The sequence below is a fragment of the Mesorhizobium sp. LNHC221B00 genome, assembly GCF_000502935.1.
Classification (GTDB): domain Bacteria; phylum Pseudomonadota; class Alphaproteobacteria; order Rhizobiales; family Rhizobiaceae; genus Mesorhizobium; species Mesorhizobium opportunistum.
The window spans coordinates 273,153-287,908 of sequence record NZ_AYWR01000011.1; the positions used below are offsets into that span (position 1 = coordinate 273,153).

Consider the following 14,756-nt stretch of genomic DNA (forward strand, 5'->3'; position numbering starts at 1 on the left):
CCGGTAGCTAGCCTGCGGCCGCCGCTAAACCACGTCAACTTTACGGCTGGGAGCGCTTAAAGCTGAGCTAGCGCGGCATACCCGGACTTGGGGTATAGGTGTCCTGGCCCTGCACCGTCAGCCCGGTCGGCACCGGAGCTTCAGCAGGGCTTGAAGGCCTTCCGTCTGACTGTTCTAAGGACGCTACCGACGCGGTGGCTACAAAACAACCGTATAAAAAGTTATGCCGCTGAGGAATAAATGTTATCAGGATGATAGCCGTGGATCAGGGCTGGGCCGAGAGCCAGGGGGGCAGGTAAGCGTCGTTTCGGATTGCGTCACCGTACGTTTGATAAGCTACCTATCGCCATGACCCCTGGTTATTCCTCTCTGCATGAAAACTCATTTGAAACGAGGTGAGTGGCTGTTTATAGATCGGTCATGAGAGCCTCGCGCTAGGCTGGGCTGCCATTAATAGAACGGCTCTGGGGAAACACTTGCGCAATAACAGCCTATTGGATCAGGTTGTCATCGTAACAGGCGCCGCCGGTGGCATCGGGAGCGCAATTGCTTGGGTGTTTAACCAGTCGGGGGCACGCATGGTGCTGGCCGATTACGATCATCACAGCGTTTCCAGGTTAGCCACATCGCTGGACCCGTCAGCGGAGCGCGTGATCGCTATCAGATATGACGCTAGCAACCCGTCTGATGCTGATGCGGTCGTCTCGGCTTGCCTGGCTCAATTTCAATGTATTGATCACGTCGTACCCGCAGCTGGGATTTACGACGAACAGCCCGTGTCGACCTTGACGGATGCAGATTGGCGCCGAACCATATCCATCAACCTTGACGGAGTGTTCTATATCTGTCGACGGGCCATTCCCCATATGAGAGCAGGCGGGACAATTGTGACCATCGCATCAGGCGCCGCACATCAAGGCTGCTCGCCCGGCGGCCATTACGCTGCATCAAAAGGAGCGGTCCTTGCGCTCAGCAGATCACTAGCCAAGGAACTTGCTCCGGCAATAAGGGTCAATACGGTTTCTCCGGGCACCATTAACACCCCCATGATCGAGGATTTGCTCCGCCAGAACGGGGATAAGTTCCTGGACGCGACGCCCGCCGGTCGTGTCGGATCCGCCGAGGAAGTTGCTAATGTCGTAGCGTTTCTGTGCAGCAGCGCGTCTAGTTATATCGTGGGCGAAGCCATCCACGTGAACGGCGGATATTACATGGGTTAGCTCAGCACGGCCTCGCTCCTGCTGCGCGACGGTGGCGTTTTGTCCACTCCAATGCATGTGCCCGAGGCCACCAAGGACCATCCGGAGAAGGTCATTTTGTACCTTGCTGAGATTTCACCCTCACCGCCTGATAGCGCTACCGCATTGCTCAGACGATGGCTAATCCTCTGGCGGCAGGCCATGTTCGCTCGAGGTTGCCTGTGTCTGACTGATTACCATCGAGTCTGCAGCCGCTGCCGGCGGATTAAGGTCTTCGACCTGTGCAATCAACCAGTTGCGGAATATCTGAACATCTTCCCGCTCGATGGCTGTGTCTGGGATGACGAGATGATGTTTTCGCCCGGTGAGGCAGCTTTCAGTCAAAGGCCGGATCAGCGTCCCCTCTTTGAGGAAATCGCTGACCAGATGACGCCAGCCAAGCCCTATGCCATGGCCTCTGATCACCGACTGCATCATCGTTGGGTAGTTGTTGAACGTGATAATACGCTTGAAGTCTGACGAGATCCCGAACAGTCCGAGCCAATGGGTCCAATCAAAAGGGGACCATGGGTAGGCGGACCAATGCTGGTCATCCATAACAAGGAGGACCTCGTTTACCAAGTCCTCCGGAGTACGGATTCCCTCAGAATGGGTCTGATAAGACTTGCTGCAAACTGGGAAGACTTCCTCTCCAAACAGTTCCGTTGCCGTGAAGCCTGGGCGCGCCAGATACCCCATAACCACGGACACATCGAAACCATCTGTCGCGGGGGCCGGGCTCCGTTCAAGCGAAACCAGGTGTAGGTCGACATCCGGGTTGTTCGCTACGAAATCACCAATTCGATGGCTCATGAACAGCGTTGCGAACGACATTGGCATGCCGACCGTCAAGCGTCGGGCTTTCTCGCGTCGCTTCACACTGTCGAAGGCTGCTGCAATATGGGCGAGGCTCAAGGTCGCAGCTTCAAATAGCTCCTCGCCAGCCGGCGATAACGACACCTTTTGGTTACCGCGGTTAAACAGCTGAATGTCGAGATGGTCCTCTAGCGTCAGAATATGACGACTGACCGCCGCTTGAGTAACCGAAAGCTCGTTGGCAGCCTTGGTAAAACTCATATGCCGTGCGGCAGCTTCAAATGCGCGTAATGCGCTTAACGGAAGCCGTCGGTAGTTGGACATGGATAACTGTTACTCCTGCGCTGCATTGAAGTAAATTCAGGCCTCAGTTTTTCGCCGCGCCAGACCGTATGCGGCCGCCGGGCACTGAGTGCCCGAGCTAGTCATTGGCAGTTTTTTCGCTCTTGACCTGCGGTGCTTCCGGGTCGCCGCTCCATGGAATCCAGTTGAAGGCTGTCCACCCGCCATCAGGTACGATGACTTGTCCGGTTACGTAACTGGACCGGTCAGACGCAAGGAAGAGAACAGCTTCAGCAACATCACGGGGCTGGGCCAAATCGGCGCATTGGCAAACGGTCCATGTAGGCATCGACATCCATATGGCCGTCATCGACAGCCTTCCTGAGCATCTCTGTTTCAATCATGCCTGTGGCCACTACGTTTAGCGGATCGGGTAGCCGGCCCATTCGATGGCGAGCACCTTAGTCATTGAGATGACGGCGGCCTTGGCCGCGTTATAAGCGAGCCGCATTGGGACATTGGAGAACCCATTAATCGACGAAATGTTGACAATGCCTCGCCACCGCGCCCGCGCATAATGTTTCCAAATTCACGGCTGCAGAGAAATACGCCGGTGTCATAACGGCGAAGGACGCTTTTAGCAGGAAGCTCATGCTAGGCCCGATAGGGGCAATACCCGCATTGTTGACAAGGATGTCCACGCCGCCGTGATCGCGGGCGATCATTTGTGCGACAGCTACAACTTCCTGCTCACTCGTCACATCAAGACCATAGAATGGGATGCCGGCTTCGATTGCTGGCGGATCGCGATCGAGATTGATTACCTTACCGCCGTGGTCGGCAAAGAGCGCACAGATTGCGGCACCGATCCCTCGGCTGCCTCCGGTTACGACGCAGACCTTCCCTGCAACCTCGCCGCTCATCCGACCGCCTGTCGCGCACGCAGGCTTTTCGAGCGCCCTTCGATAACAAAGCCCCTGTAGCCGTCGGCCGCTACTTCCTCGCAGATCTTCTGGTAGGTTGGCACCCCGCCGACATAAGGCATGAACACAGCGGGTTTCCCGGGCACGTTAACGCCGAGGTACCAGGACTTCGCCTTGGTGTACAACGTGCCTTCAGCCGCCTGCCCGACATGCTCCATCCAACCTTCTTCGGCAGAGGCCGTTGCTTCGATAGTCTCTGCGCCCCGCGTTTTGAGGTAGGCCAGGCAATCAGCGATCCATTTGACATTATCTTCGATGGCTACGATCACATTAGTCAACACCGACGGGCTCCCCGGCCCGGTAACGATGAACAGGTTGGGAAATCCCGATGTCATCAGGCCCAGGTATGTGTTCGGGCCGTCCCGCCATTTCTCTTTTAGCGTAAGGGCTTGGCGACCGACGATTTCGATCTTGCTCAGCGCGCCGGTAATGGCGTCGAACCCTGTAGCGAGCACCAACGTATCGAGCTCATAGAATTGGGAGCCCGCGGTCAGGCCGTTTTCCGAGACCTCCTGTAGAGGATTGGAGCGCAGGTCAACCAGGGTCACGTTTTGCCGGTTGAACGTTGAAAAATAGTTTGTATCAGCGCAGATGCGCTTGCTACCGATTGGATGATCGACCGGCGCCAGGAGGTTAGCGACGGCGGGATCGGTGACAACCTCGCGAATTTTTTTCCGGACGAACTCAGCAGCTGTGCTGTTGGCGTCCTCATTCTTGAGCAAATCGGAATATGCGCCGGTGAATCCGGTGCCCCCTGCAGCCCAACGTCTCTCATATTCTAGCAGGCGGTCATCCGCAGATACGGCCAGCGCAGAATTGGTGCCGATGTCAGAAAAAATCCCCGCCGGCATCGTGCGGGCCGCCGTGCGCCGTTGCGCATAGCTTTGCTTCCACTCGGCTTCGTAGGCGCTGTCCATGGGCTGATTGCGTGCTGGGATACTGAAATTCGGGGTCCGTTGGAAAACGTGAAGATGTTTTGCCAGTTTCGCGAGCTCGGGGACCACCTGGATCCCCGACGATCCCGTACCAATGGCGCCGATTTTTCGGCCGGCCAGATCTACCGGCTCTTGGGGCCAATTTCCCGTGTGATAAATTTCGCCTTTGAATGTACCCAAGCCTGGGATGTTCGGGCGCTGGGCAGCGGACAAACAGCCGGTCGCCATAACGCACCATTTCGCACGATAATGCTCTCCACCATCGGTGGAAACCTGCCAGACATCCTCCCCTTCGTGGAAAATTGCGCTTGCTACTCGCGAGTTGAATCTGATGTCACGGAGAAGATCGAATTTGTTCGCGACGTGGTTTGCATACTTCAAAATTTCAGGCTGCGATGCGTACCGTTCGCTCCAGTGCCACTCTTGCTGCAGCTCCTCGCAGAACGAGTAGGAGTATTGCATGCTCTCGACGTCACACCGCGCCCCGGGATATCGGTTCCAGAACCAGGTCCCACCCACGCCCGGCGCAGTTTCCAGAATCGTGGCTGTGAGGCCAAGTTCCCTCGCGAGATGAAGCATGTACATTCCGGCAAAGCCGGCACCCACAATGATCACGTCAAATGAAGGCGCCCGCCGGGGTGAGGATTGAAACACCGTGTCTGGCTCCATCCGTTGGAAGACCCTGGGAAATGCCTCAGGCGTCAACGCTTATGGCGTTTCCTATCTTGACTCATGATGTTTGTCTACAATATGTCTATTATGAAAATTGAGGAGCCGCAATGAGCTTGGTCGAACCTGCCGCCTCGGACCGAAAGGGCATTCTTGCCGAAACGCTGGTGCATCGTATCCTGACGATGCAGCTCGAGCCGGGGGCGGTTCTCGACGAAGTCGCTCTCAGCGAGGAATTCGGCCTGTCCCGTCCGCCGGTCCGCGAACTCATGCGGCAGATGGCGGGCGAGGGTTACGTCGATCTTGAGGCAAACCGCGCTGCGCGCGTATCGGTAATGTCTTACCAGACGCTTCGGGATTTCCTGATCGTTGCACCGATGATTTACGTCGGAACGACGAAGCTCGCCGCTGTCAACCACAAGCTTGGAGACCTCGAAGTCCTCAAGCGCACCCAGCAGAAATTCCGGCAGTCCATTGCCGATGGCCACGTCGAGAACAGGGTGATCTTCAATCACCAGTTCCATCTCAATATCGGCAAGATGGCACACAACCCTTATCTGCTTCCCAGCCTAAAGAAGCTTCTCATCGATCACGCCCGGATCGGAAAGATCTTCTATCGCCAAAACGGCGGTCCCCGAATCCAGAAGGACCAGGAAACCGCCGCGCGGCAACATGACCAGATGATCGAGGCCATCGAAGCCAGGGACGCAGAGCGGGCCGGCGAACTGGTGCGCGCCCATCTTGAAATTTTCCGAAACGACGTGGCCCTCTATGCCGTGCCCAACGGCATGCAGGGCGAACTCGAGGGATAATCATTGCGAGTGTCAGTGGGACACGTGGGAGAACAGAAATGCTGAACAAAGTCGACTACAAGACGCAGGCAACCGCTCTCAAATTGCCGAACAGGATGATCGTGGACGGAGAGCAAACGGCCGCCCTCTCCGGTAAAACATTTCCGACGATAAACCCGGCGACGGGCAAGGTCCTAGCGGAGCTTCCGGCGGCTTCGGCGGCGGATGTCGACAAGGCGGTCGCTGCCGCTCGGCTAGCGTTTGAGGACGGCCGTTGGTCTAAGTTGCCCCCAGCAATCAGGAAGAAGGTGCTTCTTAAGCTGGCGTCCGTTATCGAGGATAACGCGCTCGATCTGGCGCTGATGGAAAGCCTCGACAGCGGCAAAACCATTAGCGACTGCATCAACATTGACGTGCCCGAGGCGATCAACAGCCTCAGATGGCATGCTGAAGCCGTGGACAAGATTTACGATCAGGTTTCCCCTGCAAACGATGCGTCGCTCGGCCTTGTTGTCCGCGAGCCGATCGGAGTTGTCGGCCTGGTCCTTCCGTGGAACTTTCCCCTTCTGATGCTCGCATGGAAGATCGGCCCAGCGCTTGCCGCAGGGTGCACGATTGTGGTCAAGCCGGCTGAGGAGACCTCGCTTACCACATTGCGCGTCGCTGAACTCGCTTTGGACGCGGGCCTGCCGGCTGGCGTGTTTAACGTCTTGACGGGTGACGGCCCGGACGTTGGTGAACCGATTGGCCGGCACCCCGATATCGACGCCGTTTCATTCACCGGCTCCACCGACACCGGCCGCCGCTTCCTGAAGTACTCCTCCGAAAGCAATTTGAAGGAAGTCGTGCTTGAAATGGGCGGCAAGAACCCTTGCATTGTCATGGACGATGTTCCCGATCTCGACGCGGTGGCCGCTCATATCGGCAACGGCGCATTCTGGAATATGGGCCAGAATTGCTCGGCGATCTCGCGCGTATTCGTCCACAATGACGTGAAGGACCGCCTCCTCGAAAAACTGACGGAAGTCGCCAAGTCCTGGACCGTAGGCGACCCGCTTGATCCCGACACGCGCATCGGCCCGCTGATCTCTGCCACCCATTTCGGGAAGGTTAGTGGCTATCTGGGAGGCGAGGGAAGGGTTGTGGCTGGCGGCAAGGTCTTCAATGGGACCACGATCGAACCCACGATCATTGAATTCGACCGCCACGATAGCAAGCACGTCCGGGAAGAGATATTTGGGCCAATCGTCTCTGTGATTGGGGTGCAGTCCCTCTCGGAAGCGGTCTCCCTCGCCAATGAAACTGAATATGGCCTCGCAGCGTCAGTTTTCACGGCTGACGGAACACGAGCACTGCGGGCCGCACGGGCGATCAAGGCCGGGACCGTCACCGTGAACTGTTACGGAGAGGGGGACGCTGCAACCCCGTTCGGCGGCTACAAGCAGTCGGGCTTCGGCGGCCGCGACAAGTCCCTGCACGCTCATGATCAGTATACCCAGACCAAAACGCTCTGGATCGACCTGAGCAGCTCAAATGAAGGTTTCTGAAATGTCATCATTCGCCTTTCCCGGCCTCAATCTCGCAATCACGGCGCCGTTCGACGCCAACGGCCGCATCGATTTCGTGCGGTTCGAGGAGCTCATTGAACGGCATCTGGCCGCAGGCGTCGACGGTTTCGTGTTCAGCTCCGGCACAGGTATGCACGCTTACCTGACACCGGAGGAATCGAGGTCGCTCATTGAGCGCGGTGCGCGCGTCGTTGCCGGGCGGGCCAAGGTGGTCGCCCAGGCATCTGCCTTGCTTACTGGCGACGTCGTCGAAAGAACCCGTTTTGCGAAGGGTTCTGGAGCAGACGGTGTGATGGTCCTTCCGCCATTCTTCGAAGGTCCATCCGACGATGACAGTGTCTTCGATTTCTACAGCGAGGTCGCTGGGGTCGGATTGCCTATTATTGGATATAATGTGCCCCAGGCGGTGGGTGTACGTATTACACCGCGTTTGCTGCGCAGGCTCTGCGAACTACCCGAATTCAAAGCCGTTAAGGACAGCAGCGGCGATTTGGTCGGCCAAGTCAGGTTGATCGATACTGGTCTCAATGTCATCAATGGGGCCGATCCGCTGGTGCCGTTCTCCCTGTTCGCCGGCTGCTCCGGCTTGATTTGGGGCGGTGCGAACATTGCGCCGCGCACCTGCGTTGCCATCGTCAGAGCTGCGCAGCAAAAGCGGTGGGACGACGTGCAGTCGCTCTGGAAGTTGCTGGAACCGATCATGTCGCTTCTCTGGGACGGTGACTATGTTCCGAGCGTTTATGCGGCTTCGGAACTCACCGGATATGGCGGCGGCAGCGCCCGGAAGCCGTTCCGCCTCCTTTCGTCGGACCGCATCTCCGCGCTTCGCACGGCCCTCGGCCCGCTGATTGAACAAGAAGCGGTATGATGGCCAGCAAGACTTACCGGGCACGTCGCCTTCCCGCCCACGGCGTGGAGTCCGGCTGGGAGGCCTTGCTCCCGGCGCGGATGTCAACACCCGCACTCGAACGCGCGATCACTGTCGATGTCGCCATCATCGGTGCGGGCTTCGCCGGATTGGCCGCCGCGGTGCGACTGGCCGATCTCGATCCCAAGTTGTCCGTGGCCATCATTGATGCTGACAAAGTTGGACACGGGGCCAGCGGCCGGAACTCGGGATTCCTTATTGACCTGCCTCACGACATCTCATCGGGCAGTTTCGGGGCGGACGCCGTAGCCAAAAGCCACAATGAGATCCTGGTCGCGCGGACCGCAATTCGACATTACGCCCGCCTGGCAGAGGCGCACGGCTGGGACGAGAACGTCTTCGATCCCAGCGGCAAATACAGTGTCGCCATGACCGATGCCGGTACGGAGCACCTCGAAGCGTACTCCTTGCAGCTCAAGTTCTTGGGGGAACCAAATCAGCTTCTTAACGCTGCAGAGGTCGAGGATATCACCGGGACGCGATCTTATAAGTCTGGGCTTTTCACCCCCGGTGCGGTCATGGTGCAGCCGGCGGCGCTCGTGAGGGCCATTGCGGATGTGTTTGAGGAACCCGTGAGGCTGTACGAGCGCACGCCCGCACTTGCTATCGAAACCTCCTTAAACGGCTGCTCCATCAAGACACCCAAGGGAGAGATTAGGGCGGGGCGGGTCATCCTGGCGACAAACGGCCACGCGGAAAGCTTCGGATTCGGAAAAGGTGAGCTTCTTCATGTCTTCACGCACGCCTCGCTCACTGAGCCGTTTGCTCCTTCCACGCTAGGCGGATATCGGAAATGGGGAGCCACGCCCGCTTCCCCAATGGGGACGACGGTGCGGCGCATTAACGGATCTGATGGCGATCGCATCCTGATACGGTCACGCTACACCTACCATCCAACCATCGAGGCCGGGGCGGCAACAATCAAAAGCGCGGGTGATTTGCATGACCGCAAGTTTGCGGACCGCTTTCCAGGCCAGCGTCACCTGAAGATGCAGTATCGATGGGCAGGCGCTATGGCGCTGACGCGGAACACAGTGCCGCTGTTTGGGGAAGTTGCGGACGGTATCTTTGCTGCGTGCGCCTGCAATGGCATCGGTGGGACCAAGTCTACCGCCGCAGGCATTGCGACTGCCGAACTCCTACTCGGGCACCGCTCAGAGCTCGGCGAAATATTCCGTTCGTTCGAAAAGCCGCAGACCTTGCCCCCGCGGCCTTTTACCGACGTGGGCGCTCGACTGAACCTGGCCTACAGAGAATGGCGCGCGGGACGCGAATAGGCGTGCCCACGGCATCGCTACGGAAAAGCCTCGACCGCAATTTGTTCCGACCGATAGTGAGGTACCTAGCTTTATCCATTTTGAGTGATCTCAAAACAGGATGGAAACGAAATTATGCACCACAAACTTCGCGAGACCTCCATTGAAAAGCATTGTCGTCCAAGGGCCTGCGGCTCCCATACCCCTGACGTTTCATCCGCGGATCATGAGGTCCGTGGTGGGAGGAGGATGAAGACTCATGGCTGTTAATTGCCGCCGCTGTCTGGTCGCCACGCGGCGGCGACCCTAAGCGCGGCACGCCCTGCCGGTGCACCTCCCCGCCGGCAGGGCTAGGTTCTCAACGCTGGATGAGGCTGGCTGCAGCGCGTCATGCAAGGCTGGAGAAGGAGAGCGACGTATGTTCGTACGACACCTCGAGCTTCTCCATGTCCGCTATGAAGATACTGCCGCCCCGTATGGACTGCGCCACATGGAGGCTGTGTCCAAATGCCCGCGAGACAGGCCACGGTCAGCCCCGTAGGCTGACATTTGGTGCCTGCGCGGCCGGGTGACGGTAACAGGCATATCGAGGCCATGGAGTTCATGGGATGGCGAAGGACATGCGAATTGTCTTTGAGACATTCCTGGAAAAGTTGTCGGCAAGTGTCGATGACGGCGACTTCCGTGCAGCCCTGGCCGATGTCGCCTCAAGTCTCGATCTACTCGCCTTTGCCTACATCTCCTTGCCGCCGGGGTCTAATGGCAAGCCCATGCTGATCTCGAATTATCCGGCGCTCTGGACAGCACGCTATCTTGAGAACCGGTATCAGCGTGTCGACCCGGTCATTGTGCGTGCACGCTCTGGCGAGTCCCCATTCCAATGGCGAGTTGATAGCTTTGATCTATCCAGGCCTCAGCTTAGGCTTTTCGAGGAAGCAGCGCAGTTCGGCATATGCTGCGGTGTGACGATCCCGATCATTGATGGCTGCGGCAATTTTGCGGCGGTGACCTTTGCCGCTGACAAGCCCGATCCTGCATACTTTCGCGTGGCGGAACGCTACGAACAAGGTCTTCCGCTTTTCGCGAGCTGTTTTCATACATTCGTCCGCCGCAGATTGTCGGGCGATCGAATAGTCGACGGTGTGTTGCTGACGCCGCGCGAATACGAGTGCTTACAATGGGCGGCCCGCGGCAAGTCCGATTGGGTGATCGGCCGCATCCTGGGGATCACGCGGCGCACGGCCGCGTTTCATCTGGGCAACGCTCGACGGAAGCTTGGGGTGACGACCACCAAACAGGCAATTGCGCGCCTAGCCGGTTCGGGTTTTTCAGTTCCCTGAACGTTAGCTTCACCTGTGAAGGGGAATTTTCCCGGCGAGGAGGCCCTTCGCGCCCCTGCTACGATGACCTTGCTGACGAACTGCATGCAATGCGTCGCCTACGATTTGGCGTCTTCAAGGAACGTCTCGACTGGGACGTGCGAGTCTATGGCGGCTATGAGGTCGTTTTCGTTTACGCGCTCATACCGCACTACCTCTTGCTGCTCGGGTTCGAGGGGCGGGTTCGAAGATTGCGTCCGCCTTCTGCGCCGGCGGGCCCTGCTATGCTTCCCGGCTCTTTTCCGGTGCTGTTGGAGGGAAGGCTGCACCTGAGGATCCGAGCGTCTGGGAAAGCAGCAAGTTTCGCGCTCGACATAGCTTCCTCCGCGAAAAAAGGGAGCGGACGTATTGCTCTCGGGAACTACGGGCTCTTCGAGTTCGGCCTCTCACGCCGGCTGAGCCATCCGTGAGGGCCGCCGCCGTGCACACGGAGCACATTCTTCGTCGCGCTGGCTGGCCGCTTGAGCGGATCGGGCGATCGGCGCCTCACGCGCACTGGCGGCCATCTAGAAGTGCCAAAGGAGACTCTACACCGTGCGACAGCAGCGGCATTAAGGGTCCAGTACTTGGACACCGGTGCTTCGCCGTGCGGCGTGATCTTTCCGGGCCGCTGGGGCGGGCAGGGTAGCGCGGTCATGCGCATCTGTAGCGACAGTGACCGATCCGCCCGACTGGTTGAAAGATCACGTTACTATACCGCTCAGCTAACGCTGCGTGCCTGAGCTTGGGAGTTCTTGCGGCGCAGTCCCACATTCCAGCATGATCTGCTTGCTGCGCGCCAGCAGGCCAACAATTTGTCGCGTCGAGCCACCGTCGACCTGATCGCGTCGGCCGGCACCTGTCGCGTTGCGGTGTTTTGTTTCGCTGAGTCTGGCGGGCGCAGTGCGGCCGTGTTTTGGTCTCCGCGCCGGTGCGCAAACGTGTTGCCGGTCATTGCGGAATAGCTGCCTGCATGGTCGACGATATTGCCGTTCTACCTGACGGCATTGCAATGTGCGGCGCAGTCCTGCTGATGCCGAAAAGAGAGTCAGCATCTTCTTCTTCGTCATGCGGAGCGCAACCTTCAATTCGCCGTCGTGGGCGCGGATACCTGCACCCTGTTTAGAGCATAACAGTCGGCGCTGTGCGTCAGCCGGCGAACAGTTCCTTGTAGCCGGTCGTCACCATCCAGTTCGCACGGTCGATATGGCTGCGAAGAGCCTTGAGGGCGCGGACCGGGTCAATGGACGGGTCGATGCCGAGAATGCGCTCGGCCATCTCCTTTTCGCTAGCATTGTCGGCGCAGGCATCCAGGATCCGCAGGTAGATCGTGAAATGCTCCCTGTCGTAGCTCGTAAGGTTCTCCGACCAGGGGACTTCGTCGGCAATGTTTGGGTTCATGTCCGCTCTTTCGCTGTTTGATCTCAGGCGGATGGTGGCGGGCGGCCGGTTGGGCCCGAGGGAGTCCGTTCACCAACTGGCCAACTATAAAGAATAGGAACGATCATTCCTAGAACGATAATTCCTTTTCAGCGCCTATCTCGCCCGTGGATCTCAAAGAGGTCATGGCGATTAACATGCGTCGCTTGCGCCATGAACAAGATCTGACGCAGGAAGAGTTGGCTGCACGCGCGGATCTTAGTATGCGCTATGTGGGCTCGATCGAGCGCGCCCGCGTCTCTGCAAGTGTGAGTGTGCTTGGACGAATCGCGGAGGCATTCAACGTTGACCCCTGCGAATTAATAAAGCCGCCGCGCAAAGTGTAGCATTCACAATCAGCTTCGACCGAAGACCGAAGCGGGAACTTCGGCCAGCTCTTAACGACGCCCGCGCGCCTTCGGTCGGGCGGTGGGCGCTTGTGAACCGGGCGCATTTCTTCTGCGCGCTGAGGCGGTCTCGGTCGTATGGTTACAGCGGCAGCCACAAGAGCCCAAAACAGGACCCATGGCGATTAAAACCGCCGAGGATCTAATCGCCACCCGATGAAAGTTCCGTGGAAGGCCAGTTGTGGTGAGCAATGCTCCACCAAGCGTGTAACTCAGGAATGACGTCTAGGAGACGTTGTCGGTAAACAGTCTGGCCGCAGCATTCCAACAACAACGGCAAAGCCATCCTGCTCCGAGGCGCGTCTAAGCACTTTGTTTCAGGCGTTAGTTGGGGCCACATTGAACAAGGCAACCCTCCTGGTCCGGTGAAAGCGGGGAGGCTCCGCCTTCCACAACGGCCTCTCAAGTACGCCCAAAAATCGGCTGCTATGCGTCGCGCGGTCATCGTTAAATTGATCAGAACGTTCCTCCTTTCGGATCACATCCCCCGTCTAAGGGATAAAAAGGCCGCCTCCTCGAATGATCCGGGTCGAGTCGCCTGCGCAGGGACGACCGTAAAAAGGGCGCGCAAGGCGCCCTTCATTTCAGATCGGCTACCAGCAGCCGCCTTCATTTTCGTGATCAGAAGCGGTAGGTGACACCTGTGCCAATCAACCAGGGATCGAGCTCCGCCTTCCCCGTCAGCTTCGCGCCGCCTACCGTGACGTCGAAGTCTGGCTTCAGGAAGAGCTTCTTCACGTCGAAGTTGATGCCCCAGTGCTGATCCACCATGTAGTCGAACCCGACCTGCAGCGCGGTGCCGAACGTGTTCTTAACCTTGAGTGCATCGGCGCTGCCGGTATCCTGGTTATAGAAGATCGTGTAGTTCACGCCGGCACCGAGATAGGGTTTGAAGGCGCCGAAATTGGTAAAGTGATACTGCAATGTCAGCGTAGGCGGCAGCAGCCAAGCCTTGCCGATACTGCCTAGCCCGCCGATCGTATCTTGGCCCCCGATGTTTGCATAGGTGGTGCCGAGTATGAGCTCGGCGGCGATGTTCTCCGTGAAAAAATACGAGATATCGAGTTCCGGAACCACCGTGTCCGAATAGGAAAGACCGGAGCCGGGCACCGTGTTAACGTAGCCCGAATTCTCAGTGATGACCCCCAACGCGCGAAGGCGAACCTGCCAAGGGTTTGGTTCCGTGACCGCGGCTCCCGGCTGCGGGACCCTCGCGGCTTGCGCAAGGTCGGCCGCGACGGCCTGCTGTCCCGCAAGCACCAGGATGATGGCCGCTATTACGCGACGTGCCACGCCCATTTGCTTTCTTTCCATGATGGTCTCTCCTTAATCGTCAGAAATGATACATTTCATTATGGCTAATCTTGCTAGGCCACCGCACCGCGAAGGAAATGGTGCCCAAGACAATGAATGCGGCCCACTCCCGATTATTCTTGCCGTAGCCGTGCCCGCCCGCTCCGAGCTCGTTGAACTAAGCGGGATAGCCAAAAGCCTGCAGCCTTTGCGGCCATCTTGCGCGCGCCGGCCGGGATGGACGCGGCTGTCCCGCCTCGTCGTGGCAAGCAGGATCGGCGGTCCCGGCGTCGTGGCGTGATAGGCGGAGATTTCTTTGGGAAATCCATTCCTCCGCCTGTCGCGATCGGCATATTCGTCAATCCAGCTCGCGCCCGCCCCAAGCTTGGTGTAGCGGCGCATATCGACGAGCGGCATTATGAAGAACAGCGCGCCGATCCGCCCAGGATAGCCAGTAAGCATACTGGCGATTAGAAGGGCGCCATTTGAGCCGCCCTGGGCGGCAATCCGCCTCTGCAGCGTAGTGCCCCCGTCGTGGTCCCGCTCGAATTGCGCTCCACCGAAGTGCTCCAGGGGCCTGGCCGACTGGCTGGCGGCCCAGTCAAGTGCCCGTTCGCCTTCTACATCTTCGATCCAAAGATAGGGATGGGCCGGAGCATTCGACGTTCGGCGGAAATCGAATGCGGTCACGTCCGGATAACCCGAAGAGTGATGTAGCCGGGAAAACAGGCGCAAAGCTTTCCGTGGGCCGGGGAAAGCTCAATTTTCGGGGCTGCGGCCGAAGGTTCGGCGAGCTTGATCATGGCATGATTT

Annotated in this window: 13 protein-coding genes and 2 pseudogenes; 8 read left to right on the forward strand and 7 right to left on the reverse strand. The window is 58.4% G+C overall.

Annotation, left to right across the window (positions count from 1 at the left end):
• Positions 1-476 precede the first annotated feature (476 nt).
• Positions 477-1,220: an SDR family NAD(P)-dependent oxidoreductase gene (locus tag X741_RS151020; protein ID WP_245272722.1), complete on the forward strand. Its 744-nt coding sequence runs from the start codon at positions 477-479 to the stop codon at positions 1,218-1,220.
• 159 nt (positions 1,221-1,379) lie between these two features.
• Here X741_RS151020 and X741_RS151015 read toward each other — a convergent pair whose 3' ends face one another.
• The 3 genes and pseudogenes from X741_RS151015 to X741_RS151005 form a co-directional block, all read right to left on the reverse strand.
• The gene (locus X741_RS151015; protein ID WP_245272723.1) at positions 1,380-2,378 is read right to left on the reverse strand and encodes a LysR substrate-binding domain-containing protein; all 999 of its coding nucleotides are present in this window, start codon (positions 2,376-2,378) and stop codon (positions 1,380-1,382) included.
• A gap of 97 nt (positions 2,379-2,475) precedes the next feature.
• Positions 2,476-3,259: pseudogene (locus X741_RS1000000171675) on the reverse strand (SDR family oxidoreductase).
• Positions 3,256-4,923: an NAD(P)/FAD-dependent oxidoreductase gene (locus X741_RS151005; protein WP_023778319.1), complete on the reverse strand. Its 1,668-nt coding sequence runs from the start codon at positions 4,921-4,923 to the stop codon at positions 3,256-3,258. The pseudogene X741_RS1000000171675 and the gene X741_RS151005 overlap by 4 nt, the downstream one beginning before the upstream one ends.
• Before the next feature lie 110 nt (positions 4,924-5,033).
• Here X741_RS151005 and X741_RS151000 point away from each other — a divergent pair, with 110 nt between their 5' ends.
• The 6 genes from X741_RS151000 to X741_RS1000000171010 all read left to right on the forward strand — a co-directional run bounded on the left by X741_RS151000 (position 5,034) and on the right by X741_RS1000000171010 (position 11,255).
• The gene (locus X741_RS151000) at positions 5,034-5,735 is read left to right on the forward strand and encodes a GntR family transcriptional regulator (RefSeq protein WP_023778320.1); all 702 of its coding nucleotides are present in this window, start codon (positions 5,034-5,036) and stop codon (positions 5,733-5,735) included.
• A gap of 38 nt (positions 5,736-5,773) precedes the next feature.
• Positions 5,774-7,261 carry an aldehyde dehydrogenase gene (locus X741_RS150995; protein WP_023778321.1) on the forward strand — a complete coding sequence of 496 codons (1,488 nt, stop codon included), beginning with the start codon at positions 5,774-5,776 and terminating at the stop codon, positions 7,259-7,261.
• Position 7,262: 1 nt separating this feature from the next.
• Positions 7,263-8,150: a dihydrodipicolinate synthase family protein gene (locus X741_RS150990; protein WP_023778322.1), complete on the forward strand. Its 888-nt coding sequence runs from the start codon at positions 7,263-7,265 to the stop codon at positions 8,148-8,150.
• Positions 8,147-9,487 carry an FAD-binding oxidoreductase gene (locus X741_RS150985; protein ID WP_023778323.1) on the forward strand — a complete coding sequence of 447 codons (1,341 nt, stop codon included), beginning with the start codon at positions 8,147-8,149 and terminating at the stop codon, positions 9,485-9,487. The genes X741_RS150990 and X741_RS150985 overlap by 4 nt, the downstream gene beginning before the upstream one ends.
• Before the next feature lie 587 nt (positions 9,488-10,074).
• Positions 10,075-10,806: a LuxR family transcriptional regulator gene (locus X741_RS150980; RefSeq protein ID WP_032927923.1), complete on the forward strand. Its 732-nt coding sequence runs from the start codon at positions 10,075-10,077 to the stop codon at positions 10,804-10,806.
• Positions 10,807-10,895: 89 nt separating this feature from the next.
• Positions 10,896-11,255 carry an acyl-homoserine-lactone synthase gene (locus tag X741_RS1000000171010; RefSeq protein WP_051410466.1) on the forward strand — a complete coding sequence of 120 codons (360 nt, stop codon included), beginning with the start codon at positions 10,896-10,898 and terminating at the stop codon, positions 11,253-11,255.
• A gap of 294 nt (positions 11,256-11,549) precedes the next feature.
• On the opposite strand, the gene X741_RS1000000169845 is transcribed toward X741_RS1000000171010, so the two are convergent.
• Positions 11,550-11,894, reverse strand: a complete 345-nt coding sequence (locus X741_RS1000000169845) for a hypothetical protein (protein WP_156937898.1) — start codon at positions 11,892-11,894, stop codon at positions 11,550-11,552.
• A 79-nt stretch (positions 11,895-11,973) separates the two neighbouring features.
• On the reverse strand, positions 11,974-12,225 hold the full coding sequence (locus X741_RS150975; RefSeq protein ID WP_031250145.1) for a DUF2285 domain-containing protein: 252 nt from the start codon (positions 12,223-12,225) through the stop codon (positions 11,974-11,976).
• Between the two features lie 146 nt (positions 12,226-12,371).
• On the opposite strand from X741_RS150975, the gene X741_RS1000000168535 reads away from it, so the two are divergent.
• Entirely contained in the window at positions 12,372-12,590 is a 219-nt protein-coding gene (locus X741_RS1000000168535; protein ID WP_023778327.1) for a helix-turn-helix transcriptional regulator, read from the forward strand.
• 681 nt (positions 12,591-13,271) lie between these two features.
• Here the strand turns inward: X741_RS1000000168535 and X741_RS150965 are convergent.
• The gene (locus tag X741_RS150965) at positions 13,272-13,964 is read right to left on the reverse strand and encodes an OmpW family protein (RefSeq protein ID WP_023778328.1); all 693 of its coding nucleotides are present in this window, start codon (positions 13,962-13,964) and stop codon (positions 13,272-13,274) included.
• 19 nt (positions 13,965-13,983) lie between these two features.
• Positions 13,984-14,456, reverse strand: a pseudogene (locus tag X741_RS150960) (prolyl oligopeptidase family serine peptidase); the annotation flags it as partial.
• Positions 14,457-14,756 lie beyond the last annotated feature (300 nt).

What these genes read in the sequence shown, in the direction of transcription:
- X741_RS150965 (WP_023778328.1), bottom strand. Translation starts at nt 13,964, where the DNA reads ATGGAAAGAAAGCAAATGGGCGTGGCACGTCGCGTAATAGCGGCCATC.
- X741_RS150985 (WP_023778323.1), top strand. Translation starts at nt 8,147, where the DNA reads ATGATGGCCAGCAAGACTTACCGGGCACGTCGCCTTCCCGCCCACGGC.
- X741_RS1000000169845 (WP_156937898.1), bottom strand. Translation starts at nt 11,894, where the DNA reads ATGACGAAGAAGAAGATGCTGACTCTCTTTTCGGCATCAGCAGGACTG.
- X741_RS150980 (WP_032927923.1), top strand. Translation starts at nt 10,075, where the DNA reads ATGGCGAAGGACATGCGAATTGTCTTTGAGACATTCCTGGAAAAGTTG.
- X741_RS150975 (WP_031250145.1), bottom strand. Translation starts at nt 12,225, where the DNA reads ATGAACCCAAACATTGCCGACGAAGTCCCCTGGTCGGAGAACCTTACG.
- X741_RS1000000171010 (WP_051410466.1), top strand. Translation starts at nt 10,896, where the DNA reads ATGCGTCGCCTACGATTTGGCGTCTTCAAGGAACGTCTCGACTGGGAC.
- X741_RS151000 (WP_023778320.1), top strand. Translation starts at nt 5,034, where the DNA reads ATGAGCTTGGTCGAACCTGCCGCCTCGGACCGAAAGGGCATTCTTGCC.
- X741_RS151005 (WP_023778319.1), bottom strand. Translation starts at nt 4,923, where the DNA reads ATGGAGCCAGACACGGTGTTTCAATCCTCACCCCGGCGGGCGCCTTCA.
- X741_RS150990 (WP_023778322.1), top strand. Translation starts at nt 7,263, where the DNA reads ATGTCATCATTCGCCTTTCCCGGCCTCAATCTCGCAATCACGGCGCCG.
- X741_RS150995 (WP_023778321.1), top strand. Translation starts at nt 5,774, where the DNA reads ATGCTGAACAAAGTCGACTACAAGACGCAGGCAACCGCTCTCAAATTG.
- X741_RS151015 (WP_245272723.1), bottom strand. Translation starts at nt 2,378, where the DNA reads ATGTCCAACTACCGACGGCTTCCGTTAAGCGCATTACGCGCATTTGAA.